The sequence below is a fragment of the Thioclava sp. NS-SX20 genome (genome assembly GCF_057380695.1).
Genome location: NZ_CM170816.1, coordinates 2,596,752 through 2,619,335, shown reverse-complemented (window position 1 = coordinate 2,619,335; position 22,584 = coordinate 2,596,752). Strand labels below are relative to the sequence as shown.

At 59.5% G+C, this 22,584-nt stretch carries 24 protein-coding genes; 18 read left to right on the top strand and 6 right to left on the bottom strand.

What is annotated here, in order from left to right:
• Positions 1 to 46 precede the first annotated feature (46 nt).
• Positions 47 to 778, top strand: coding sequence for a trehalose-phosphatase (gene otsB / locus AC2ISB_RS12880; protein WP_486575326.1), 732 nt, complete (start codon positions 47 to 49; stop codon positions 776 to 778).
• Positions 711 to 2,126, top strand: a complete 1,416-nt coding sequence (locus tag AC2ISB_RS12875; protein WP_486575325.1) for an alpha,alpha-trehalose-phosphate synthase (UDP-forming) — start codon at positions 711 to 713, stop codon at positions 2,124 to 2,126. The genes otsB and AC2ISB_RS12875 overlap by 68 nt, the downstream gene beginning before the upstream one ends.
• Here AC2ISB_RS12875 and AC2ISB_RS12870 read toward each other — a convergent pair.
• On the bottom strand, positions 2,123 to 2,956 hold the full coding sequence (locus tag AC2ISB_RS12870) for a methyltransferase domain-containing protein (RefSeq protein ID WP_339108637.1): 834 nt from the start codon (positions 2,954 to 2,956) through the stop codon (positions 2,123 to 2,125). The genes AC2ISB_RS12875 and AC2ISB_RS12870 overlap by 4 nt on opposite strands.
• Between AC2ISB_RS12870 and AC2ISB_RS12865 the strand changes: the two genes are divergently transcribed.
• The 3 genes from AC2ISB_RS12865 to AC2ISB_RS12855 are packed head-to-tail and all read left to right on the top strand — an operon-like array spanning position 2,955 to position 4,499.
• Positions 2,955 to 3,737, top strand: a complete 783-nt coding sequence (locus AC2ISB_RS12865) for a double zinc ribbon domain-containing protein (protein WP_339108636.1) — start codon at positions 2,955 to 2,957, stop codon at positions 3,735 to 3,737. The genes AC2ISB_RS12870 and AC2ISB_RS12865 overlap by 2 nt on opposite strands.
• 36 nt (positions 3,738 to 3,773) lie before the next feature.
• A complete protein-coding gene (gene grxC / locus AC2ISB_RS12860) occupies positions 3,774 to 4,031 on the top strand; it encodes a glutaredoxin 3 (RefSeq protein ID WP_486575323.1) in 258 nt (85 codons plus the stop codon).
• Between the two features lie 12 nt (positions 4,032 to 4,043).
• Entirely contained in the window at positions 4,044 to 4,499 is a 456-nt protein-coding gene (locus tag AC2ISB_RS12855) for a MarR family winged helix-turn-helix transcriptional regulator (RefSeq protein ID WP_339108634.1), read from the top strand.
• A 138-nt stretch (positions 4,500 to 4,637) separates the two neighbouring features.
• On the opposite strand, the gene AC2ISB_RS12850 is transcribed toward AC2ISB_RS12855, so the two are convergent.
• From AC2ISB_RS12850 to AC2ISB_RS12840, 3 genes are all read right to left on the bottom strand, one after another.
• Positions 4,638 to 5,753, bottom strand: coding sequence for a site-specific DNA-methyltransferase (locus AC2ISB_RS12850; RefSeq protein ID WP_339108633.1), 1,116 nt, complete (start codon positions 5,751 to 5,753; stop codon positions 4,638 to 4,640).
• A 170-nt stretch (positions 5,754 to 5,923) separates the two neighbouring features.
• Positions 5,924 to 6,556: a ribonuclease HII gene (locus AC2ISB_RS12845; protein WP_406721523.1), complete on the bottom strand. Its 633-nt coding sequence runs from the start codon at positions 6,554 to 6,556 to the stop codon at positions 5,924 to 5,926.
• Positions 6,557 to 6,644: 88 nt separating this feature from the next.
• A complete protein-coding gene (locus AC2ISB_RS12840; protein ID WP_486575322.1) occupies positions 6,645 to 7,115 on the bottom strand; it encodes a hypothetical protein in 471 nt (156 codons plus the stop codon).
• Between the two features lie 208 nt (positions 7,116 to 7,323).
• On the opposite strand from AC2ISB_RS12840, the gene AC2ISB_RS12835 reads away from it, so the two are divergent.
• The 13 genes from AC2ISB_RS12835 to AC2ISB_RS12775 all read left to right on the top strand — a co-directional run bounded on the left by AC2ISB_RS12835 (position 7,324) and on the right by AC2ISB_RS12775 (position 19,873).
• Positions 7,324 to 7,608 carry a hypothetical protein gene (locus tag AC2ISB_RS12835; protein ID WP_339108630.1) on the top strand — a complete coding sequence of 95 codons (285 nt, stop codon included), beginning with the start codon at positions 7,324 to 7,326 and terminating at the stop codon, positions 7,606 to 7,608.
• Entirely contained in the window at positions 7,580 to 8,284 is a 705-nt protein-coding gene (locus AC2ISB_RS12830; RefSeq protein WP_406721521.1) for a hypothetical protein, read from the top strand. The genes AC2ISB_RS12835 and AC2ISB_RS12830 overlap by 29 nt, the downstream gene beginning before the upstream one ends.
• 87 nt (positions 8,285 to 8,371) lie before the next feature.
• Complete coding sequence (gene nspC, locus AC2ISB_RS12825; protein WP_339108628.1) at positions 8,372 to 9,469, top strand: carboxynorspermidine decarboxylase; 1,098 nt, start codon at positions 8,372 to 8,374, stop codon at positions 9,467 to 9,469.
• Between the two features lie 49 nt (positions 9,470 to 9,518).
• On the top strand, positions 9,519 to 10,763 hold the full coding sequence (locus AC2ISB_RS12820; protein ID WP_339108627.1) for a saccharopine dehydrogenase family protein: 1,245 nt from the start codon (positions 9,519 to 9,521) through the stop codon (positions 10,761 to 10,763).
• Positions 10,764 to 10,950: 187 nt separating this feature from the next.
• The gene (locus tag AC2ISB_RS12815) at positions 10,951 to 13,038 is read left to right on the top strand and encodes a methyl-accepting chemotaxis protein (protein ID WP_486575319.1); all 2,088 of its coding nucleotides are present in this window, start codon (positions 10,951 to 10,953) and stop codon (positions 13,036 to 13,038) included.
• A 106-nt stretch (positions 13,039 to 13,144) separates the two neighbouring features.
• Positions 13,145 to 13,396: a DUF6525 family protein gene (locus AC2ISB_RS12810; protein ID WP_339108625.1), complete on the top strand. Its 252-nt coding sequence runs from the start codon at positions 13,145 to 13,147 to the stop codon at positions 13,394 to 13,396.
• Between the two features lie 161 nt (positions 13,397 to 13,557).
• Positions 13,558 to 13,923, top strand: a complete 366-nt coding sequence (gene rsfS, locus AC2ISB_RS12805) for a ribosome silencing factor (protein ID WP_406721518.1) — start codon at positions 13,558 to 13,560, stop codon at positions 13,921 to 13,923.
• A 16-nt stretch (positions 13,924 to 13,939) separates the two neighbouring features.
• Positions 13,940 to 14,407 carry a 23S rRNA (pseudouridine(1915)-N(3))-methyltransferase RlmH gene (gene rlmH / locus AC2ISB_RS12800; protein WP_486575316.1) on the top strand — a complete coding sequence of 156 codons (468 nt, stop codon included), beginning with the start codon at positions 13,940 to 13,942 and terminating at the stop codon, positions 14,405 to 14,407.
• 8 nt (positions 14,408 to 14,415) lie between these two features.
• Complete coding sequence (locus AC2ISB_RS12795; protein WP_486575314.1) at positions 14,416 to 15,141, top strand: hypothetical protein; 726 nt, start codon at positions 14,416 to 14,418, stop codon at positions 15,139 to 15,141.
• 88 nt (positions 15,142 to 15,229) lie between these two features.
• Positions 15,230 to 16,762, top strand: coding sequence for a 2,3-bisphosphoglycerate-independent phosphoglycerate mutase (gpmI, locus tag AC2ISB_RS12790; RefSeq protein WP_486575313.1), 1,533 nt, complete (start codon positions 15,230 to 15,232; stop codon positions 16,760 to 16,762).
• On the top strand, positions 16,762 to 17,916 hold the full coding sequence (locus AC2ISB_RS12785; RefSeq protein ID WP_406735816.1) for a murein hydrolase activator EnvC family protein: 1,155 nt from the start codon (positions 16,762 to 16,764) through the stop codon (positions 17,914 to 17,916). The genes gpmI and AC2ISB_RS12785 overlap by 1 nt, the downstream gene beginning before the upstream one ends.
• A gap of 21 nt (positions 17,917 to 17,937) precedes the next feature.
• Positions 17,938 to 19,347 carry a S41 family peptidase gene (locus AC2ISB_RS12780; RefSeq protein WP_339108619.1) on the top strand — a complete coding sequence of 470 codons (1,410 nt, stop codon included), beginning with the start codon at positions 17,938 to 17,940 and terminating at the stop codon, positions 19,345 to 19,347.
• 46 nt (positions 19,348 to 19,393) lie between these two features.
• Positions 19,394 to 19,873 carry an RNA pyrophosphohydrolase gene (locus tag AC2ISB_RS12775; protein WP_339108618.1) on the top strand — a complete coding sequence of 160 codons (480 nt, stop codon included), beginning with the start codon at positions 19,394 to 19,396 and terminating at the stop codon, positions 19,871 to 19,873.
• A gap of 1 nt (position 19,874) precedes the next feature.
• On the opposite strand, the gene AC2ISB_RS12770 is transcribed toward AC2ISB_RS12775, so the two are convergent.
• A complete protein-coding gene (locus AC2ISB_RS12770) occupies positions 19,875 to 21,443 on the bottom strand; it encodes an L-aspartate oxidase (RefSeq protein ID WP_486575310.1) in 1,569 nt (522 codons plus the stop codon).
• Entirely contained in the window at positions 21,440 to 22,492 is a 1,053-nt protein-coding gene (nadA, locus tag AC2ISB_RS12765; RefSeq protein ID WP_339108616.1) for a quinolinate synthase NadA, read from the bottom strand. The genes AC2ISB_RS12770 and nadA overlap by 4 nt, the downstream gene beginning before the upstream one ends.
• Positions 22,493 to 22,584 lie beyond the last annotated feature (92 nt).

The window sequence follows — 22,584 nt, the reverse complement described above, 5'->3', positions numbered from 1 at the left end:
CAGCTTTGACATGCGCCGCATTTTGGAATTAGTCTCAGGTATGGACATGATGGAATATCGCACCAAAGTGCCACCGCTCGATTGCTCTGACACAGCTCTTTTTCTCGATTTCGATGGAACATTGGTCGATATAGCCCCCACACCGGATGCCGTGGTGCTTCCGGCGGATCTGGGGATTTTGCTGTGCCGTCTGGAAGAGGCGACGGGAGGGGCGCTTGCAATCGTATCGGGCCGTTCTCTCAACGAGCTAGAAGGCTTCCTGCGAGGCTTCGACGGCGTCGTGGTCGGCTCGCACGGGTCGGAAGCGCGCGGCATGACGCCCCCGCTGGAGGCCCTGCCCGAAGGGCTGGAGGCCGCCCAGACCGAAATGCGTGATTATGCCGCGTCGCGCGGGCTGCTTTACGAGCACAAATCGATGGGTGCCGCGATCCATTTCCGCAACCGTCCCGATGCAGGGCCGGAAGTACGGGCCTTCATCGACCGGCTGGCGATCACCAATCCGCGTTTCGAGGTCCAGCCCGCGAAAATGGCCTATGAGCTGCGTCCGGCAGGGTTTTCCAAAGATGGCGCGCTTCAGCTTCTGTCGGACCTTCCCGCCTTTCTTGGCCGTCGACCGGTTTATATCGGCGATGACACCACCGACGAACCCGCGCTGGACTGGGCCGAGACCCACGGCGGCTTCGGCATCAAGGTCGGTGAGGGTGCAAGCTGTGCAAGCCAGCGCCTGCCCGACCCTGCCGCCGTTCTGGAATGGCTACGGGCGGGAGGGGCGCGCTAGGATGGGACGGCTGATCTGTATCTCGAACCGCATCCCTTCCGGTCCCAATCCCTCGGGCGGTCTGGTTGTTGCACTGCATGACACGATCAAGGAAACAGGGGGGATCTGGATCGGCACATCGGGGGAGATCGTGGACACCCCCGAGAACACCTTGCATGAAATCACCGACGGTCCCTTCCGCCGCATGGCCTTCGACCTGACCGAGGCCGAACAGGAGAACTATTATTTCGGCTTTTCCAATCAGGTGCTCTGGCCTCTGTTTCACGGACGGACAGACCTGCTGGAGATCCATGCCGAATATCTCGACAGCTATAAGGAAGTGAACCGCCGCTTTGCCAAGATGCTGATCGAGGTGATCGAACCCGAGGACCGGATCTGGGTGCATGATTATCACCTGATCCCGCTGGCGCTGTATCTGCGCCAGTTGGGGGCGAAGAACCGGATGGGCTTTTTCCTGCATACGCCCTTTCCCAATCCGATCACGCTGCATGCCCTGCCAAATGCAGAAGATGTCTGCGAATGGCTGGCCAATTACGAGGTGGTCGGCATGCAATCCGAACGCGATGCCCGCGCCGCCATTGCCTGCCTGACCGAGATCGCGGGCGCGCAGGAGCTTGCGGGCGGCTTCGTACAGCTTGGCGAGCGGCAATGCCGTGTTGCCGCCTTCCCGATTGCCATCGATGCGCAGGAATTCCGCCATCTGGCCGAAGAGCAGATCGACCGCTTGCCCGCAGGGGTAATCAAGCCGGACCGGCGGCTGATCATCGGGGTCGACCGGCTTGATTACACCAAAGGCGTGCCGCAACGGTTCAAGGCTTTTGGCGAGTTCCTGTCGCGCCATGAGGAATGGCACCGCCATGTCTCGCTGATCCAGATCAGCCCGCCCACCCGCGAAGGGGTGGAGGCCTATGACAATATCCGTGAAGAGACCGAGCATCTCTCGGGGCAGGTCAACGGCCAGTTCGCGGATATCCAGTGGGCGCCGATCCGGTTCATCAACCGTCCTGTTCCACGGGAAACACTGGCGGGGCTGTATCGGGCGGCGCAGATCGCGCTGGTCACGCCGCTGATGGACGGGATGAACCTTGTGGCCAAGGAATTCGTGGCAGCCCAGAACCCCGAGGATCCGGGCGTTCTGATCCTGTCGCAATTTGCCGGTGCGGCCGAGCAGATGGACGATGCGCTGATCGTCAATCCGCATGATATCGAGCAGATGGCCACCGCCATCATGACCGCACTGGCCATGCCGCTGCAGGATCGCCGGCGCCGCCACGAAGCCCTGATGGATGTGCTTCTGACCAAAGATGTCAGCTGGTGGTCGAAAGGGTTTCTGACCGCGCTGGGTTAGACGGGTTTCTCGCCGGTCGGCAGTTCGAACGTCCCGAGCGCATCGGCCAGCCGTCTGCGGGCCGATCCCGGACGTAGCGGCTGCTGCTGGCTTTCATGCGGCGTCCACCCCGTCAGCCAGATCGTCTCGAAGGTCGCATGGATACGCCCTTCCGCATCGGCATAATGCGCAAGATAGATGTCCAGCGCCCGCATCAGGACCGCGCGGCGGGTGAAGTGCCGCCTGCGACCGGCCAATGCATTGGTTTCACCCATCGCGCGCAGGTCTGCAAACAGCCGCATCGGATTGGTATAGGCCACGTCGCGGGTGACACTATCGGCCACCGGCAGGGCCAGCCCGACACGCTGCAGGAGCGCCCCCAGATCGCGCACCTCTCCCATCGGAACGACACGCGGACTGAGGCCACCTGTCACCGCGGCTTCGGCTTCGGCCAGTGCCGCGCGCAATTCATGCAGGGTCTGGCCACCGAACAGGATGCCGATGAACAGCCCGTCAGGTTTGAGCGCCCGCATCGCCTGCACGATCTGCCCCACCGGATCATTGGCCCAATGCAGCGCAAAGGCGTGCACCACCAGATCATGCGCCCCCTCTTCAAGGTCAAGCACCTCGGCATCGGGCACGATCTTGGCATCAGGCAGCACAGGGGTCCAGATTTCGGGGAAAGCCGCAATCAGGGCGGGCGATGTAAAGGTTCTATTAACCTCGATCAGCCTTTCCTGAAGATCGGCCACCGCCTCTTCTTGCAAAAACGCATCAAGCCCGCGCGCCCGCGCACGCAGGCGTTGGCGGTCAAGGGCGGGGCGGTCGGTCAGAAGCGGAGGTGTCGTCATGATAAGGCCGAAGAGTAATTCCGAAGCGCCCCGAAGACCAGAGGCGATTGCAGGGCTGCGCCGTCAGGCACGGGCGGCCCTGCGTCTGATCTACCCGCCGCTATGCATCGCCTGTCAGGCACCGGTCTCCGAGGAAGGCGTGCTGTGCCCTGACTGCTGGCCCCGAACGGGGTTCATTCGCGGGCTGTCCTGCGAGACCTGCGGCGCCCCTCTCCCCGGCCAGTCGGACCGCATCGAACAATGCGACGCCTGCCTGCGCACTCCGCCCCCTTGGGACAAAGCGCGCGCCGCCCTGCGCTATGACGGGACCGCCCGCGCCATGATCCTGGGCTTCAAACATGGCGACCGCACCGAACTTGCCCGCCCCTTCGGGCGCTGGATGGCCGAGGCGGGGCGGGATATTCTGGACGAGACCTGTCTTCTGGTGCCCGTTCCGCTGCATCGCTTCCGGCTGATCAGGCGCAAATACAATCAGGCCGCGCTTCTGGCGCAGGCTCTCGCCCGCGAGACAGGCGGCGAACTCTGTGTCGATCTGCTCCGGCGCATCAGGATGACCCCGCCGCAAGAGGGACTGGACCGCAAACAGCGCGCCGAGAATGTGGCGGGCGTCTTTGCCCTGCATCCGAAACGGGCAGATCGTGCGAAAGGCCGCAAGATCGTTCTGATTGATGACGTGATGACCTCGGGTGCCACATTACGCGCCGCCTATGATGCGGTACGACCTTTAGATGCACCCAAGATCTATGTCCTGTGCCTTGCCCGCGTTGCAAAAGATCCCTAGATCGCGGTAAATCGCCCTGACCCGAAAGGAACCGATATGAAACGCGTCGAGATTTACACCACCCGGACCTGCCCCTATTGCATCGCCGCCAAGCGGCTTCTGGACAAGAAAGGCGTGGCTTATGAAGAAACCGATGTCGGTACCGATCCCGACCTGCGTCTGGCGATGACCAATCGCGCGGGTGGCAAACGGTCCGTGCCGCAGATCTTCATCGGCGATATCCATGTGGGTGGCTGCGACGACCTGCATGCGCTGGATGCCAAGGGTCAGCTTGACCCGATGCTGGCCGGTTAAGGGCACAGGCCAGTGAGCGAGCAATTCGACCCTCTTGCGGCAGCCCTGTTTTCCGAGGTCTTCATGGCCGACCAGCTGGCGCGCAACGTCGTCAGCCGTGTGCTGCCCAAGGGCATGGAGCTGTCGCATTTCTCGGTGCTCAACCATCTGGCCTATCTGTCGGAAGAGCGCACACCGGCCCAGCTTGCGGCGACCTTCCATGTGACGCGCGGCGCGATGACCAATACCCTGTCCAAACTCGTCTGGGCGGGGCATGTGCATATCCGTCCCGACTGGGATGATGCGCGGCGCAAATTCGTGTCGATCAGCCCCGCAGGGAAATCCGCCCGCGACGCCGCCTTTGCGGCGCTGATGCCGGTGATCACCGATATCGTGCGCGACATCGGGCCGGAAAAAGTGCGTCAGGCGCTGCCCGTCATGCGCGAATTGCGCGCCAAGCTGGAAGCTGTCGGGCAGAACGGCAAATAACACCATCAATCGAGTCAAAAAGACCCCGCCGGCAGTCGGCGGGGCAAGGTAGCGCCCTGTGGCAGTAAACATGGGCGCTGGCGGTCATGGCCCCGAGGCCGGAAGGCCAAGGGGTCTTATTCCGTAGCTTGCCGTGGATCAGTTGATCCGGCCACCCATCTCATCACGGATCTGCTGGCGCAGCGCGTCGATCGGCACCAGTTTGCCATCGCGCTTGTAATGCCAATAGGTCCAGCCATTGCACGAAGGCGCGCCTTCAAGCTGTGCGCCCACCTGATGGATCGAGCCTTTGATATCCTTGCCGATCAGCGTGCCATCGGCACGGACCTTGGCAGTGTAGCGGTTGCCCTGGCTCACCAGTTCCTCGCCCGGACGCAACATGCCGCGCTCGACCAGCTGACCGAAAGGCACACGGGGTTCGGCGCGTTTCGAGGTGGTGACTTCCAGCACCTCGGCATCCAGCTTGCGGGTACGGGCCAGACGTTTGGTCGCGGCCTCGCGGTAGGCTTCCTCGCGCTCGATCCCGATATAGTTGCGGCCCAGCATCTTGGCGACAGCGCCCGTGGTGCCGGTGCCGAAGAACGGGTCAAGGATCACATCCCCCGGATTGGTCGTGGCGATGATCACACGGTGCAGAAGGGCTTCGGGCTTCTGGGTCGGATGGGCTTTATTGCCCATATCGTCCTTCAGACGCTCGCCGCCGGTGCAGATCGGGATCACCCAATCCGAGCGCATCTGCACGCCTTCATTCAGCGCCTTGAGCGCCTCGTAATTGAAGGTCGGCTTGGCATTTTCGGATTTCGAGGCCCAGATCAGGGTCTCATGCGCATTGGTGAAGCGCTTGCCGCGGAAATTGGGCATCGGGTTCGATTTGCGCCAGACCACATCATTCATGATCCAGAAGCCCTGGTTCTGCAGCTCTGCACCCATGCGGAACACGTTGTGATACGACCCGATCACCCAGATCGCCCCGTTGGGCTTGAGGATACGGCGCGCGGCGGCCAGCCAGTCGCGGGTGAACGCGTCATAGGCGGCGAAACTGTCGAACTGGTCCCATGCGTCATCGACGGCATCGACCTTGGAATTGTCGGGGCGGTGAAGCTCGCCCTTGAGCTGAAGATTGTAAGGCGGGTCTGCAAAAATCAGATCTACGCTGTTTTCCGGAAGGGCGTTCATCTGTGCGATGCAGTCGCCTGCCAAGATCTGATTGAGCGGGAGATCGGCCTGCGCCGCCCGCGATTTCGCTTTTGTCATACTTGCCTCATGCCTTTCCTGTCCCGTGGAAGACAGGTTACCGCCGAATTGCATCGGTCTGATTTGACTGATTTTACTGCTCTATACGTGCCGACATTTTTGCCGATCTTGTGTGGATAAACATGGCGGAACCGGCCCGAAGCGTCAATTTCTTTAATTGCACCAGAGGGCTATATTTTGACTTGGCACAAGATATTGTGGACGGGCTTGAAGCTTTTCCGATGTACTGGGGTCACACCAAATTCCTGAAGGGCGGCAAGATGTTGCGCCGTAGGGTAACCTGCGTTCTGCTCCCAGCCATACTGTGGATACTGTTGCGCCAGCGACACCATCAGCGCATCGCGTTCCTCTTTGGCAAGGATCGAGGCCGCCGCAATCGACACCGAGCGCCCGTCACCTTTGACGATCGGTTCCGCGCTGATCCGGAGATCCTTCGGCACGCGATTCCCGTCAACAAGCGCGTGGTCGGCCTGTTGCGACAGCCCCTCCACGGCGCGCACCATCGCAAGATGCGAGGCGTGGTAGATATTGAGCGCGTCGATTTCCTCGACGCTGGCATGGGCCACACACCATATAGCATGTGCCTTGATCGCCTCGACCAACCCGGCGCGGCGTTTGGCGCTGAGTTTTTTGGAATCATTGAGCCCCTCGGGGATATGGGCGGGGTCCAGAATGACCGCCGCCGCCGTTACGGGGCCACAAAGCGGCCCGCGTCCGACCTCGTCGACACCGGCCACAGAGACAAAGCCGCGGGCATGCGCCGCGGCCTCGAAGGAATAATCGGGGGAAGTTTTTGTGTTCATATGCTGTTTTTGCACATCCCACCGGCCCCCGACAATCTGCAATGCCCGACGATCTGTCACGCCCGACAAGCCGCAGCGGAGGCTGTGCCTAGTGGCGGCGCATGCGGACTCCGCGATCCGCAAGGCAGTTCTGGCCGTAAACGGTCTGCGTGCGCCCGCCCCTATGGATGTCGATCAGGCAGCTCTGGGGTAGTCGGCGGTCTGCCGTGCGTTCCGCGCAGCGTCTATCGACAACCTCGGCCAGACCGCGATTGGTGCGCACCTTCATGGCACAAGATTGCGCATAGCTTGGCGCGCGATCATACCGCCTGTCATGACGGCCTTCATTCCAACGGGAATCGCCGCGGTCATCCCAGCTATAGGCGGGCGATCTGGGCTGGCTGTCTCGTTTGCTGCTCTTGTCATTCATATTGTCGATCAGCACAGCGGCTGCGCCGATCCCGATCAGGACACCGAGCGCTTTCTTCTGGTCGGAATCCATCGCGGCGGCGGGGGAAACGGCGGCAAGGCTCAGCGCAAGGGCCGTCGTTGCGGCAATAACGCGGGTCGAGAGGGACATGGTCTAACTCCTGATAGAACAGGCTCCGGCACAGTTGCGAAGCGGATAGCCCCTGATGCGCCGTCTCCCGCCAGACAGGCAATATCGCCGCGCTGTCATTGGATATCATCGGCAGAACCATGCGGATCAACAGCGTGTCATCGGATAACATCCGCCTAAAAAGCCTTTGCTATTGAATGGCAAAGCGCTCTTGCGCAAAATCCGGCCTATGAAACCTGTTGCCATCATCCTCGCACTTATATGTGCCCTTGCAGCCCCTGCGCATGCGGACTGTTATGCCGATTACAAGGCCAAGCAGGACGATCCCTTGCGGCTGCATTACGGGGTTGCGAAACTCCCCGACACTGCCTGCAGCCGTGATGCGGCGCGGGCTGCGCTGGCACCGCGGCTGAAACGCGGCGGCTGGACGCTACTCAATATCGTTTCCGTATTCGGGGACGACGGGCTGGAAAAAAGGAAGCAAAGTGCGGGAAGCTATTTCCTCCGTTACTGAGGGGCTACGGACAGGGCAGCGGGCGCTGATCTGGGGTGTGGTGGCCATCACCACCATTCTGGGGCTGGCGGCAGCTTTGCTGTTTCTGGCGCTGCCGGATGCGGATGCCTTCAACACGCGGGTCGAGCAGATCTTTGTCGCCAATGACGCGCTGACCCAGCCCACCCAACTGCGCCTTCTGGAGGTGCTGGCGCAATCGGGCACGGCCTTTTCCGAGGTGCTGCAAAGCTACCGGATGATCATCTTCATCCTGCTGGTCTTTGCCACGGCGCTTCTGGTCGTGGCGCTGGTCTTCCTGATCATGATCATCGCGCAGAACAAACGTATGGCCGAGATCAGCCGTCAGGGCATCGAGGTGCAATCCCTGCGCATCCTGCGGGCCGAGAATATGGTGATGCTGAATGACATGGGCTTTACCCTGACCCCTGCCGCGATTGAGACTCTGGCCGTTCTGGCCGAGGCGCGGCTGGATGATGACATTCTGTCCGGCATCCAGATCGAGGCGATGATCAGCGGCAAACCCGAGGCCGATTGTGAGGAAGCCGCAGGCGCCACCCGTATCAAGCGCCTGCGCGACAGTCTGGGCAACCAGCTTGTGGCCGAGCTGCTGGTGCGCAACATTGCCCGCAAGGGCTATACGCTGGCGGTTGAACCGTCGCGCCTGAAGGTGGACTGAAGCCTTCCGTCATAAAGGCTTCGCTTGCGGGCGGGGTATATCGGCCCTATATGGCCAAACGAATGCCCCGATATCCGGAGATGCCCTATGCAAACGCCATTCTATCTGCTTGATCGCGCAAAGCTGGTCCAGAATATGGAAAAGGTCGCGCGCCTGCGGGAGCTATCGGGCGCCAAGGCGCTTCTGGCGCTGAAATGCTTTGCCACCTGGTCGGTGTTTGACACGATGCGCGACTATATGGATGGCACGACCTCTTCCTCGCTCTACGAGCTGCATCTGGGGCATGAGAAATTCGGCAAGGAAACCCATGCCTATTCCGTGGCTTGGGCCGATCACGAGATCGATGAAGCGATTTCCTATGCCGATAAGATCATCTTCAACTCGCTCAGCCAGCTCGACCGTTTTGCCGCCAAGGCGCAGGCCAAAGGCATCCAGTCCGGTCTGCGGCTGAACCCGCGGTTCTCGACCTCGGGCTTTGATCTGGCGGACCCCGCGCGGCAATTCTCGCGCTTGGGCGAATGGGATCTGGAGCGTCTGGAAAGCGCGCTTGACCGGATTTCCGGTGTGATGATCCATTACAACTGCGAAAACGGCGATTTCGACCTGTTCGACAGCCAGCTAACGCGGATCGAGACGGAATTCGGGTCTTTCCTGAAAAAGCTCGATTGGGTCAGCCTTGGCGGCGGTATCCATTTCACCGGCGAGGGCTACCCGCTTGAAAAACTGGCCGCCCGTCTGAAGGCGTTTTCCCAAAGCCTCGGCGTGCAGGTCTATCTGGAACCGGGCGAGGCCTCGATCACCAAGACCGCCAGCCTTGAGGTCACCGTGCTGGATATCGTCGATAACGGCAAGAAGGTCGCGATTGTCGATAGCTCGATCGAGGCGCATATGCTGGACCTGCTGATCTATCGCGAAACGGCGAAACTGCCGCAGAATGGCGCGCATGAATATCAGATTGCGGGCAAAACCTGCCTTGCGGGTGATATCTTTGGCGATGCCCGTTTTGACGCGCCGCTGGAAATTGGCGACCGTATCAGCATTGCCGATGCGGCAGGCTATACGATGGTCAAGAAGAACTGGTTCAACGGTGTGGCCATGCCCGCCATTGCCATCCGCGAGAAGGACGGCACCATCACGCCGGTCCGCGAATTCACCTACGAAGACTACCGGTCTTCGTTGTCCTGAGGGTTAAAAGCCCCCTTCCCCTGTCCAAGAGAAAAAGGAGACAGCCGAAGTGAAAAAGAACGTGCTCATCATCGGTGCCGGTGGCGTGGCGCAGGTCGTGGCGCATAAATGCGCGCAAAACAACGATGTGTTCGGGGCGCTGCATATCGCGTCGCGCACGAAGTCGAAATGCGATGCCATCGTTGCCAGTGTTCACGAGAAGAAGGCGATGAAAGTCGACGGCACGTTCGACACGCATGAAGTCAATGCGCGCGACACGGCGGCCGTGACTGATCTGATCCGCAAGGTGGATGCGCAGATCGTCATCAATGTAGGCTCTGCCTTCGTGAATATGTATGTGCTGGACGCCTGCATCGAGACCGGCGCCGCCTATATCGACACCGCGATCCATGAAGAGCCCGAGAAGATCTGCGAGACCCCGCCGTGGTATGCCAATTACGAGTGGAAGCGCCGCGATACCTGCACCGAGAAGGGCATCACCGCCATTCTGGGCGCGGGCTTCGATCCGGGCGTGGTGAATGCCTATGCGCGTTTCGCCATCGACCAGATGGACGAAGTGAAGTCGATCGATATCGTCGATATCAACGCGGGCTCGCATGGCCGCTATTTCGCGACGAACTTCGACCCCGAGATCAACTTCCGCGAATTCACCGGCACCGTCTATTACTGGGAAGACCAGAAATGGAAGGAAACCTCGATGTTTGCCTCGGGCAAGACATGGGATCTTCCGGTGGTGGGCCCCTCCAAGGCCTATCAGTCGGGCCATGACGAGGTGCATTCGCTGGCAACCAACTATCCGCAGGCCGATGTGCGTTTCTGGATGGGCTTCGGTGACCATTATATCAACGTTTTCACGGTGCTGAAATCGCTGGGCCTCTTGTCCGAGCAGCCGGTAAAAACCGCCGAAGGTCAGGAAGTGGTGCCGCTGAAGGTGGTGAAGGCCGTGCTGCCCGATCCGTCTTCGCTGGCACCCGATTATACCGGCAAGACCTGTATCGGTGATCTGGTGAAGGGCACGAAAGACGGCAAGGATGTCGAGCTGTTCGTCTATAACGTGGCCGATCACAAAGAAGCCTATGAGGAAGTCGGCTCGCAGGGCATCTCCTATACGGCAGGTGTGCCGCCGGTGGCGGCTGCCATGCTGGTGGCCTCGGGCGAATGGGATGCCAAGACGATGAAGAACGTCGAAGAGCTGGATCCCAAGCCCTTCTTCACCATCCTCGACAAGATCGGTCTGCCGACCCGCGTGCAGATTGGCGGCATTGGTGGCGAAGACAAGGCATGGAATGCCTGAGTCTACAGTCATGAGATGATATAGAAAACCCGCCGCAACCTTGGCGGGTTTTTCTTTGCGCGAAGATCGAAAAAACACTCTGGAAATATATGTTTTCCTGTCCGGTGCGCGCGTGAAAAGACGGCTGGCAAGAAAGGATTCACGAGTTTCGTTTACAACCTCTTCTGGTGATATCAGGAGTGTTGTCATGAAGTTTGTCTCGAATCTGCGGATTTCCACGCGGATTTATTCGATTATCGTATTTTCCGTTCTGACCAGCCTGGCCATTGCGGTCACCATGTTCAGCTTTATGGTCAGAAATACATATGAGATGCGCGAGGCCCATCTTCGCGATGTTGTCGATAGCAATGTCAGCCAGCTTGTCGCCCTGCAAGAAGACGTTGCCAAGGGCCGACGCACGCTTGATGAGGCCAAAGCGGAAGGCGCACGGATTCTGAACGCCGCCCGCTATGATGACGGCAATTATCTTTTTGCTTTTACGAATGATATGAAACTTGTCGCGCATGGCCGTGATCCCCAGCGCGCCGGTCAGGACCAGAGCCAGTTCACCGATCCCAACGGCATTTATGTCTATCGCGATCTGCGCGATCTTGCCACAGCAGGCGGCGGGCTGTTGCATTACAGTTCGAAACGCACCGGAGATGATGGCGCAGACGAACAGATTCCGAAAATCAGCTATGCCCGCGCCTTCGAACCATGGGGCTGGGTCATCGCTACCGGCTCCTATATCGAAGATATTCAGGCCCAGATCGCCCAGATCCGCAATATTGCCGCAGCCATCTTCATTGCCGGTTTCATCCTTGTCGGGCTGGTCTGCTGGCTGATCGCCCGTTCTGTAACCGCTCCGATCCGCGATCTGAAGCTGCGTATGGGGTGTCTGTCGGATGGTGATGTGGACAGTGCCGTTCCTTTCACGGGGCAAAAAGACGAAATCGGGGAAATGGCGCGGGCGGTCGAGACCTTCCAGATGTCGATCCGTCGTGGCGCAGAAATGGAACAGGAAGCCAGCCGCCATAAGGCGGAGCAGGAGGCCCTGAAGGCCCAAGCCGAGGAAGAGCGTCGCCATCGCGAAACAGAGGCCCTTGCCGCCGAACGCCGCGAGATGGAGCGCAGCGCCGCCGATCAGGCCGAGCGTGACCTTATGCGCGCCCAAAGCGATGCCGAACGGGAAGCCAATGCCGACAAACAGCGTAAGGTGGTTTCCGAACTGGCTATTGCTCTGAACGCTCTGGCAGAGGGCGATCTGACCCGCCGGCTGGAAACAGCATTTCCGGCAGAGTATGAAACACTGCGCAATGACTTCAATCGTACGGTCACCAAGCTGGAAAGTCTCATCGGGACAATCAGCCAGACTGCCGAGGTGATCGAACAGCAGGGGCTTGATATTACGGCCTCGTCCGAAGATGTCGCCCGCAAGACAGAAACCACCGCGGCGACTCTGGAAGAAACAGCCGCAGCCCTGCAAGAACTGACCTCGTCCGTCCAGCAAGCCGCTCAAGGCGCGACAGAGGCCGACAAGGTCGTGCAGGAAGCCCGTGGCGAGGCCGAACGTAGCGGAGATGTTGTTTCGCAAGCCGTGGATGCGATGCAGCAAATTCAGGACAGCTCTGGCCGGATCTCGCGGATCATCGATGTGATTGACGATATCGCCTTCCAGACCAATCTTCTGGCGCTCAATGCCGGGGTAGAAGCTGCCCGCGCAGGGGAGGCCGGTCGCGGTTTTGCTGTGGTGGCTTCGGAAGTGCGCGCATTGGCGCAACGGTCATCGGAAGCCGCTCGGGAAATCAACACTTTGATTTCGGAAAGCGGGGACCACGTGTCCAAGGGCGCAACAATGGTCAACGAAGCAGGCAGCGCCTTGCAACGGATCGCCGCATCGGTATCGCGCATTTCGCACCATGTTTCGGATATCGCCCGTTCGGCCACCGAACAATCTGCCGGTGTGTCCGAGATCAACAATTCGGTCGCGCATCTGGATGCCAATAGCCAGCAAAATACGGCACTTTTCCAGGACACGCTGATGGCCAGCAAACAACTGACACTTGCCGCAAGTGATCTGCGAAGCTCCACCGCGCAATTCAAACTCTGTCAGCCCGTGTCCAAAACGTCGGAAAACCGGTCGGGATCGTGGAGCGCCGCGTCAACGCCAAAGCCTGTCACGTCTAACGCAAAACCGGCAGCCCCTATGAAGACCGCCGTCAAACCGGCACCACAGCCTGTTATCAAGAAACAGGCCAATGGTCCTGATATCAACGATGACTGGGAAGACTTCTGAGGTTTCGCCCCATTGAAAGCCGCTCTGCAAGGGCGGCTTTTCAGGCGGCTTGAAAATCGCTCCGGCTATATGTAATGATATAGTATTACATACAGCCGGAGCAGACATGGTGGGAAATCTGGGCTCGACGCGCCTGAAGCGCCCTTTGAAAACCAATACGATGCAAAATTACGATGCGCTGCCTGCGCCGCTCAGGCGGTGGGTCGCACAAGCCGCCCTGCCTTGGTCTGCCCGCTCGTGCCACAAGATCTGGTCACGCGCACAAGCGCGCGGAGAAGGCCTATCCCAGATTATTACCCGTCTGGACCGCGCAGAAAAACGGGCACTTGAACGCGATCGTGCGGCCCGCTTCACATGACGCGTCGAATTTCCTCCAGCCAAAGTTGAGATTTCCTGCGCCGGATGTTATTTTGACCTCATGCCCAGCGTCGGGGCTTGGACGGCGTGCAACTCTCGGAGGACTATGTCCTGTCTCATCCTGAACTCGCAGCGGTCAATTCCGGTGCAATGGTGGTGCCTATGACTGCTGATATCGTGGCAAGTACCAATTTGAAAAGCGACCAAATTCTAGAACGCGTCCTCAGCTCGCTTGATGACGACAAGGCCGAAGAAATCGTTACGATCAATCTGGCCGGTCGGTCGTCGATCTCGGATCATATGGTGATTTGCTCTGGCCGCTCCAGCCGTCAGGTGGCCGCCATTGCCGAGAAACTTGCAGAGCGGCTGAAAGACGAATTCGGTATCATCTGCAAAATCGAGGGCAAAGAAGCCGGCGATTGGGTTCTGGTCGACGCGAATGATGTCATCGTGCATGTGTTCCGTCCGGAAGTGCGCGAATTCTACCAACTGGAAAAAATGTGGGTGCCGACGGGCGACCCCATCTGATCCGGATAGCCGCAAGATGAAAGTAACCGTTCTGGCGGTAGGCAGGCTGCGCAAAAGCCCAGAGTTGACGCTGATCACCGACTATCTCGACCGTTTCAACAAAGCGGGCCGTAGCCTTGGGCTGGGGTCCGCTTCGGTCGTTGAAGTCGAAGACAAACGCAATCTGGGAATGGCGGAAGAGGCCAAGCTGCTTGAACGCGCGATCCCCGAAGGGGCCGCGATCATTACGCTTGACGAACGCGGGCAGGTTATTTCCTCGCCCGATTTCGCGGAGAAACTGGGTGGCTGGCGCGATCAGGCACGGGATGTGTGCTTTATCATCGGTGGCGCGGACGGTATCGACCCTTCCCTGCGCCAGCGCGCAGATTTCTCGATCAGCTTCGGGAAAATGGTCTGGCCGCATATGTTGGTGCGCGTCATGCTGGCCGAACAGATCTATCGCGCCGGACAAATTCTGGCCGGTACCCCCTATCACCGCGTCTAACAGGGCAGATGATGCAAGCCTCTGAGTTCCAGATGTTTTCGGATGAGGCCCTGTCACCGCGCGGGATCGCTCTGCTGGGCTATCAACGCACGCGCCATATTTCGAGATCGGCCCAGAAAGCATGGAGTAACGGCAACCCTACCCCGCTGATGCAGGACGCAGAAGCGCATCGTCGCGCCATATTCGACTCCGTCCTTGGTGAATTGCATGTTGATCACCAGCATCTGGCCGCAGCTCTTGCCAAAGCCCAGATAGAGCCGAAATCGGTGATCGATATCGGATGCGGTCAGGCTTTGGGGGACCTTTTCCTGCTGGTCGATCACGATCCGTCCTTCCTGCTGATCGATATCGAGGAGACACCGGAACAATACCATTTCTGGGCGGAGACAGGGGCGGGATATGCCTCGCTGGCCGAAGCGGCAGAGCTTTTGCGTCAAAACGGCGCCAAGCGGGTGCGCCGGATCAACCCGCGCAAGACGCCGGAGCAGATTGACGGGCTGCATGCCGATCTGGTCATCTCCACATTATCCTGCGGGTTTCACTACCCGATCCCGACCTATCTGCCGATCTTCCAAAAAACGTTGCGTATGGGCGGGGCCGTGGTTCTTGATCTGCGCCGCTCTTACGCCGATGAACCGGATGAGGCGTTGGAAACCCTGTTCAATGCCGCATTTTTAACTGAAATCCCTTGTTCCGAGCCAAAGGCGGCCCGAATTCTGTTCACCGCCGCTTGATCGCCGAATTTCGGAGAACCTGTCCGAGAAACTTGCCGCATGGCTGAGGAACGCTTATGCAGAACCTGCTGATTTGAAAGAGGCCGCCATGACCCATCCTAAGCCCGTTGTTCTTTGTATTCTTGACGGTTGGGGCGAACGCGCCGAGACGGTCGGCAACGCCCCTGCCCTTGCCAAAACCCCCAATATCGACCGGATCTGGGCCGAATGCCCGAAATCCACGCTGATCACCTTCGGCCCCGATGTCGGGCTGCCGACGGGACAGATGGGCAATTCGGAAGTGGGCCACACCAATATCGGTGCGGGCCGCGTGGTGGCGATGGATCTGGGCCAGATCGATCTGGCCATCGAGGACGGGTCGTTTTTCAAGAACGAGGCGCTGCTGGCCTTTACCGAGAAGATGAAGCAATCCGGCGGGACCGCCCATCTGTTCGGGGTGGTGTCGGATGGCGGCGTGCATGGTCATATCGAACATGTTCTGGCGGGATGCCGCGCGCTGGCCGAGGCCGGTGTTCCGGTTGTGCTGCATGCAATCACTGACGGGCGCGATGTGGCCCCCGACAGTGCGGCGCACTTTATCGACGAACTTGTGGACCGTCTGCCGGAAGGGGCGCGTGTGGGCACCGTGATCGGGCGTTATTGGGCAATGGACCGCGACAACCGTTGGGAACGTGTCGGGCGTGCCTATGACGCGATCACCAAAGCCGCAGGGGATGTGTCGCATGCCGAAACGCCTCAGGCAGCCGTCAAGCAAAGCTATGACGCGGGCAAGATGGATGAATTTATCGCGCCCACCGTCATCGGCGATTACAAGGGCACGCAATCGGGCGACGGTTTCTTCTGCCTCAACTTCCGCGCTGACCGTGCGCGCGAAATCCTCAAGGCCCTGGCTGAACCCGATTTTGCCGAAGACGGTATCGACACATCTGCCCGCCCCGAATGGGCGGCTCTGCTGGGCATGGTCGAATATTCCGACAGCCATAACGCCTATATGACAACCGCCTACCCCAAAAAGAAAATCGTCAATACGCTGGGCGAATGGGTCTCGAAACAGGGCAAGAGCCAGTTCCACCTTGCCGAAACCGAGAAATACCCGCATGTGACCTTCTTCCTGAATGGTGGCAAGGAAGAGCCGTGGGAGGGCGAGGACCGTTTCATGCCGAAATCGCCGAAAGTGGCGACCTATGATCTGCAGCCCGAAATGTCCGCCCCCGAAGTGACCGATAAATTCGTCGAAGCGATCGAGGCAGGCTACGACCTGATCGTGGTGAATTATGCCAATGGCGATATGGTAGGCCATACCGGATCGCTGGAAGCCGCGATGGCCGCCTGCGAGGAGATCGACCGCGATATCGGCCGCGTGCGCGAGGCGCTGGAAAAGGCGGGAGGCGCGATGGTCATCACCGCCGATCACGGCAACTGTGAAACCATGATCGACCCCGAAACCGGTGGTCCGCATACCGCGCATACCACCAATCTGGTGCCTGTCGCACTGGTGGGCGGGCCGGCTGGTGCCAAGTTGCATACGGGCCGTCTTGCCGATCTGGCCCCGACGCTTCTGGGTCTGATGGGCCTGCCCGTGCCGGAAGAAATGACGGGCCAGAGCCTGATCGATCTCTGATGCGGTTCGGCTTTCGGTTTCTTGGTTCGGCCCTGTTTTATGGCCTGATGTCCGGTGCGGTCTTTGCCGCAGGTAATCCGGCAATGGATAATGCTTTGCAAGCCGCGCAAAATCTGCGCGGTGCCATTGCCGCTATGGATGATGCGAAGACCAAATCCGAACGGATCGAAAGCCTGACTGCCACGATCAACGCCTACGAGCACGGGCTGAGTGCGCTGCGCGACGGATTGCGGCGCCTTGCCATTCGCGAAGCGGAAATCAAACAGAGCTTCGATGGCAAACGTGATGAAATCGGCAGGCTGCTGGGGGTGATGTCATCCATGCAGCAATCGGACGGCCCGATGCTGCTGATGCATCCTGCGGGTCCGGTCGGCACGGCCCGCTCCGGCATGATCCTCGGATCGGTGACCCCTGCCCTGCAAGCGCAAGCCAAAGAGCTTTCGGTCAAGCTCGACGAGATCAAACAGATGCGCGACATCCAGCAAGGCGCAATCGACGTTCTGGCCAAGGGCATGGAATCTGTCCAGCGCGCGCGCACCCAGCTTGCCGAAGCCATTGCCAAGCGCGAGGCGCTGCCCGGACGTTATCTGGAAACGCCACAGGATCTTCAGCAGCTCGTGCAAAGCGCCGATACGCTGGAAGCCTTTGCCAGCGGCATTCTGGATCTGGACAGCGATATCGGCGCGCCGGTCAATGACTTCCAGTCTGCCAAGGGAAAACTGCCCCTGCCGGTGATCGGCAGTGTGTTACGCAAGTATAACGAGGCCGATGCCGCCGGTATTCGCCGCCCCGGCTGGGTGATCGCCACTGCTCCTTCGGCCTTGGTAACCGCCCCCTGGCCTGCAACTATTCGTTATCTCGGCCCGCTTCTGGACTACGGAAATGTGATGGTGATCGAACCATCGGACGGATATCTTTTGGTTCTGGCAGGGCTGGGAACCGTGTATGGAGAAACGGGTGACGTTGTGCCGCAAGGCGGTGCATTGGGCATGATGGGTGGCAAAGAACCAAGCGCCCGTGAATTCGGTGTCGAATTTGTCGACAGCGCCGTCAAAGGTAGTAGCGCCGACCGAACGGAAACGCTTTATATGGAATTACGCAAGGGCGACGAGCCGATCAATCCTGCTGATTGGTTTGCTCACGGCTCGAAATAATAGGACGGGATTGAGGTTAGGATGAGAAAACTGGTCATGGCGGCTCTGGGCGGAACGGTCGCAGGGATCGTGATGTCGACGCAGATCGCCGCGCCCCTGATGGCGCAGGAAGCGGATGACAATGCCGCGGTCTACGAGCAGCTCGACCTGTTCGGCGACATCTTCGAGCGTATCCGCAAGGATTATGTCGAGGAAACCGACCCCAAGAAGCTGATTGAAGCCGCTGTGAACGGGATGCTCAGCTCGCTCGATCCGCATTCGAGCTATATGCCGCCCGACGATTATCAGGATATGCAGGTCCAGACCCGCGGCAGCTTTGGCGGTCTTGGTATCGAGGTGACGCAGGAAGACGGCTTTGTCAAAGTCGTGTCCCCGATGGATGGGACCCCTGCCGCCGAAGCGGGCCTGAAAACCGGCGATTTCATCACCCATGTGAATGGGGAAAGCCTTCTGGGGCTGACCCTTGATCAGGCGGTCGATCTGATGCGCGGTCCCGTGGGATCCGAAATCACCGTCACCATCGCGCGCAAGGGCGAACAAGACCCCTTCGACGTGACCATGACCCGCGATACGATCAAGATGACCGCTGTGAAAGGCCGTCTGGAAGGATCGACCGTGGTGCTGCGGATTTCGACCTTTAACGACCAGACCTTCCCCAATCTCAAGCAGCAGCTTGAAGAGAAGGTGAAGGAAGCTGGCGGGATGGACAAGGTCTCGGGCTTCGTGCTGGATCTGCGCAACAACCCCGGTGGTCTTCTGACGCAAGCCATTGCAGTGTCGGATGCCTTTATCGACAAGGGCGAGATCGTGTCGACCCGCGGCCGCAACCCCGAAGACAGCGAGCGTTTCAACGCCACGCCGGGCGATCTGGCACAGGGCAAGCCGATTGTGGTCCTGATCAATGGCGGCTCTGCCTCGGCATCCGAAATTGTGACCGGTGCCCTGCAAGACCATCGCCGTGCGATTGTGGTGGGCGAGAAGAGCTTTGGCAAAGGCTCGGTTCAGACCGTTATGCCGATCAAGAATGAAGGCGCGATGCGTCTGACCACCGCGCGCTATTACACACCCTCGGGCCGGTCGATCCAGTCTTTGGGGATTGCGCCCGATATCGTTGTGGCCCAACCCGCCCCGCAAGCCAATGCGGAAGAGGATGATACGGCCAGCAGCGCAAGCCATATGCGCTCCGAGGCCGATCTGCGTGGCGTTCTCAGCAATGACTCGATGACCGAGGAAGAGAAAAAGCAGGCCGAGGAAGAGATGAAGCGTGCAGCCGATGCGGCAGAACTGCGCAAGCAGGACTACCAGCTGGCCTATGCGATCGATATCCTCAAGGGCCTGAGTGCTATCGCACCGGAGGTTGCCGAGAAGGCGGCCCAAGATGCGACAGAAGCGCCCGCCCCCGCGCCGCAAAAAGCAGAGACGAAAAAGTAACAGGACGGGGCCCTTCGGGGCCCCTTTTCTTTGAAGGACAACGGATATGCAGGATTTCAGCAAGCTCCCCTACCGGCCCTGCGTCGGTATCGTGCTGATCAATCACGACGGCCTGATCTGGGCCGGAAAGCGCATCGATGCCAAGGTCGACGCATGGCAGATGCCGCAAGGCGGTATCGACGAGGGTGAAAAGCCCAAAGAAGCCGGTCTGCGCGAGCTATGGGAGGAAACCGGCCTGACTGCGGATATGGTAGAAAAGCTTGGCAAGACCGAAGACTGGGTGACCTATGATCTTCCCGACGAGCTTTTGGGCAAGGTCTGGGGCGGAAAATATCGTGGCCAGAAACAGAAATGGTTCGCCTTCCGCTTTCTGGCCGAAGATAGCGCGGTCAATATTGCCACCGAACATCCCGAATTCTCGGAATGGGCATGGAAATCCGCCGACGAGCTGATCACCTCGATCGTGCCGTTCAAGCGCAAGGTCTATGAAACCGTTCTGGCCGAATTCAAAGATCTTGTGAAATAGCTCAAGCAGGCTGCGCGAGAGAGGCCGACACCCTGTCGCGCAGCGCCTCGGCCTCGGCCAGCAGCATCAGGCTGCGTTGGGCCTGTGCAGGATCGGGCTGCGGATAATCCGAACGGAAATGCCCGCCACGGCTTTCGCGGCGCTGATGGGCGGCACAGGCAATCAGTGTCGCGGTGGCCAGCATATTCTGGAAAACGATATTTTCCTCATTTCTCGACATTTCAGAAATAACAGAAATCGTTTTTTCCAGCCCCGCCTTATCCCGAATGACACCGACCCCATCCGTCATCGCCTGACGCAGCTTGGCGATAGTATCCGCGCAAGGCTGACGACCACCGGCGGCAAAATCCAATGTGACTTCGGGCGCATCACAAAGCGCGATTTCCTTGCCGATGTCATCCGCACAGATCCGGCCATAGACAAGCGCCTCCAGAAGCCCGTTCGATGCCAGCCGGTTGGCCCCGTGTAACCCGGTCGAAGACGCTTCACCACAGGCCCAGAGGCCCTTCAGGCTAGTCCGGCCCAGCCTGTCGACCCAGATACCGCCCATATGGTAATGCGCCGCCGGAGCCACCGGAATGGTGGTCAAGGCCGGATCGATCCCCGCAGCCAGACAAGCCCGTGCGACAGACGGGAAACGCTCGTGTATCTCGGCACCGAGCACGGCGCGGGTATCCAGAACCGGCTGCCGGCCAGCCTGATATTCGCGGTAAACGGCACGGGCCACGATGTCGCGCGGGGCAAGCTCTGCATCAGGATGCTCGTCCAGCATGAAGCGCTGCCCCATGTTATTCAGCAAAACTGCGCCCTCGCCCCGCAAGGCCTCGGTCGCCAGTGGCGCAGGATCCAATCCGACAGCAATCGCCGTGGGATGGAACTGCACGAATTCGGCATCGGCAATCACAGCCCCTGCCCGCGCCGCCATGCCGATCACCTGCCCCCGTATCCGCGCCGGATTGGTCGTAACGGCAAACAACCCGCCCGAACCACCGCCGGCCATCAGGATCGCAGGCGCATGAAGCAGAACGCTTTCCGAGGGCTGGTCCGTGCGCGTCAGAAAGACACCGGTCACACGATCGCCGCTCTGGTGCAGATCAACGGCCATAACGCCTTCAAGGACCTGTATCGAAGGCGTGGCGCGCACGGTGGCAATCAGGCTTTGCATGATCTCGCGCCCGGCCTGATCGCCCTTGACCCGCACCACCCGCGCGGCGGAATGCGCCGCCTCGCGGGACATGACATAGCCGCCACTGGCATCACGGTCGAAAGGCGTTCCGATTTCGGTCAGGCGCAGAATATGTCGGGCCGCCTCGGAGGTGACCATCTGCGCGATTTCAGGCACCACAGTGCCCGCCCCCGCAATTTCGGTGTCACGCGCATGGGCTTCGAAACTGTCGGTTGCCGCCATAGCTGCCGCAACCCCACCCTGCGCCCAAACCGAAGATGCCCCCTCGCCCAGCTTTTCAGGCGAAATGACAAGAACCGGACGGGGCGCCAGCCGCATTGCCGCGTAAAGTGCCCCAAGCCCCGCGCCAATGATCACAACGCGACTGGTGGCAAGCTCGGTCACTTGGCGACCGCCTTCGAAAGCTCGATCATCCGCTCAACAGCGACCCGCGCCTTACCGGCCACCTCGGGATCGACTTCGACCGCTTCGGAGCCGGTATGCAGCGCCCAAAGGATCTTTTCGAGCGTGATCTTCTTCATATAGGGGCACATATTGCACGGACCGGTAAATTCGATCTCGGGCAAAGCGTCTGATATATTGGATGCCATAGAGCATTCCGTCACCAGCATCGCCTTGGCAGGTTTATTGGTGGTGACATAGTCGATGATCCCGCTGGTCGAACCGGAATAATCGCAGGCATCCACCACATCGGGTGGGCATTCGGGATGCGCAATGATCATGGTGCCCGGGTTCATCGCACGGAAATCATTGATATCTTCCGGCGTATATTGCTCGTGCACGATACAGGAGCCCTCCCACCAGACGATCTTTTTCTGCGGCACCATATTGGCAACGTTCTGCGCCAGATACTGGTCCGGCGTCATGATGATCGTCTCTTCGGGCAAGGCCGCCACAATCTGGGCCGCGTTCGAGGACGTGCAGCATATATCAGATGCCGCTTTCACCTCGGCGGTGGTATTCACATAAGACACAACCGGCGCGCCCGGATATCTGGCGCGCATCTGGGCAATCCCTTCGGCAGTAATGCTTTCGGCCAGCGAACAGCCTGCCTCGACATCAGGGATCAGCACCGTTTTCGCCGGATTGAGGATTTTCGACGTCTCGGCCATGAAATGCACACCGCATTGCACGATAATATCCGCCTCGACCTTGGTCGCTTCGATGGCAAGTTGCAGGCTATCCCCCACAACATCTGCCACGCCATGATAGATTTCCGGCGTCATATAGTTATGTGCCAGAATAACCGCGTTTTTTTCGGCCTTCAGCTTATTGATAGCCGCAATATAAGGGGCGTAACGGACAAAGTCCGGAAACGGAATAACCCGATCCATCTTCGCATGGATATCGGCCATAGAACTGGCCAGTTCGACCGAAGGTGTCAGGTCATAGACTTCGGCGAGCGTCGCGCGCATGGCGGTAAAATCAAGCATGGTTTCCTCCCAGCCCCTTCACTTGAGCCGCCCTTTACGCGATTTCCCCCAACAATAGAATGGAAAAATGGATTTCAGACTATGTTTTACCA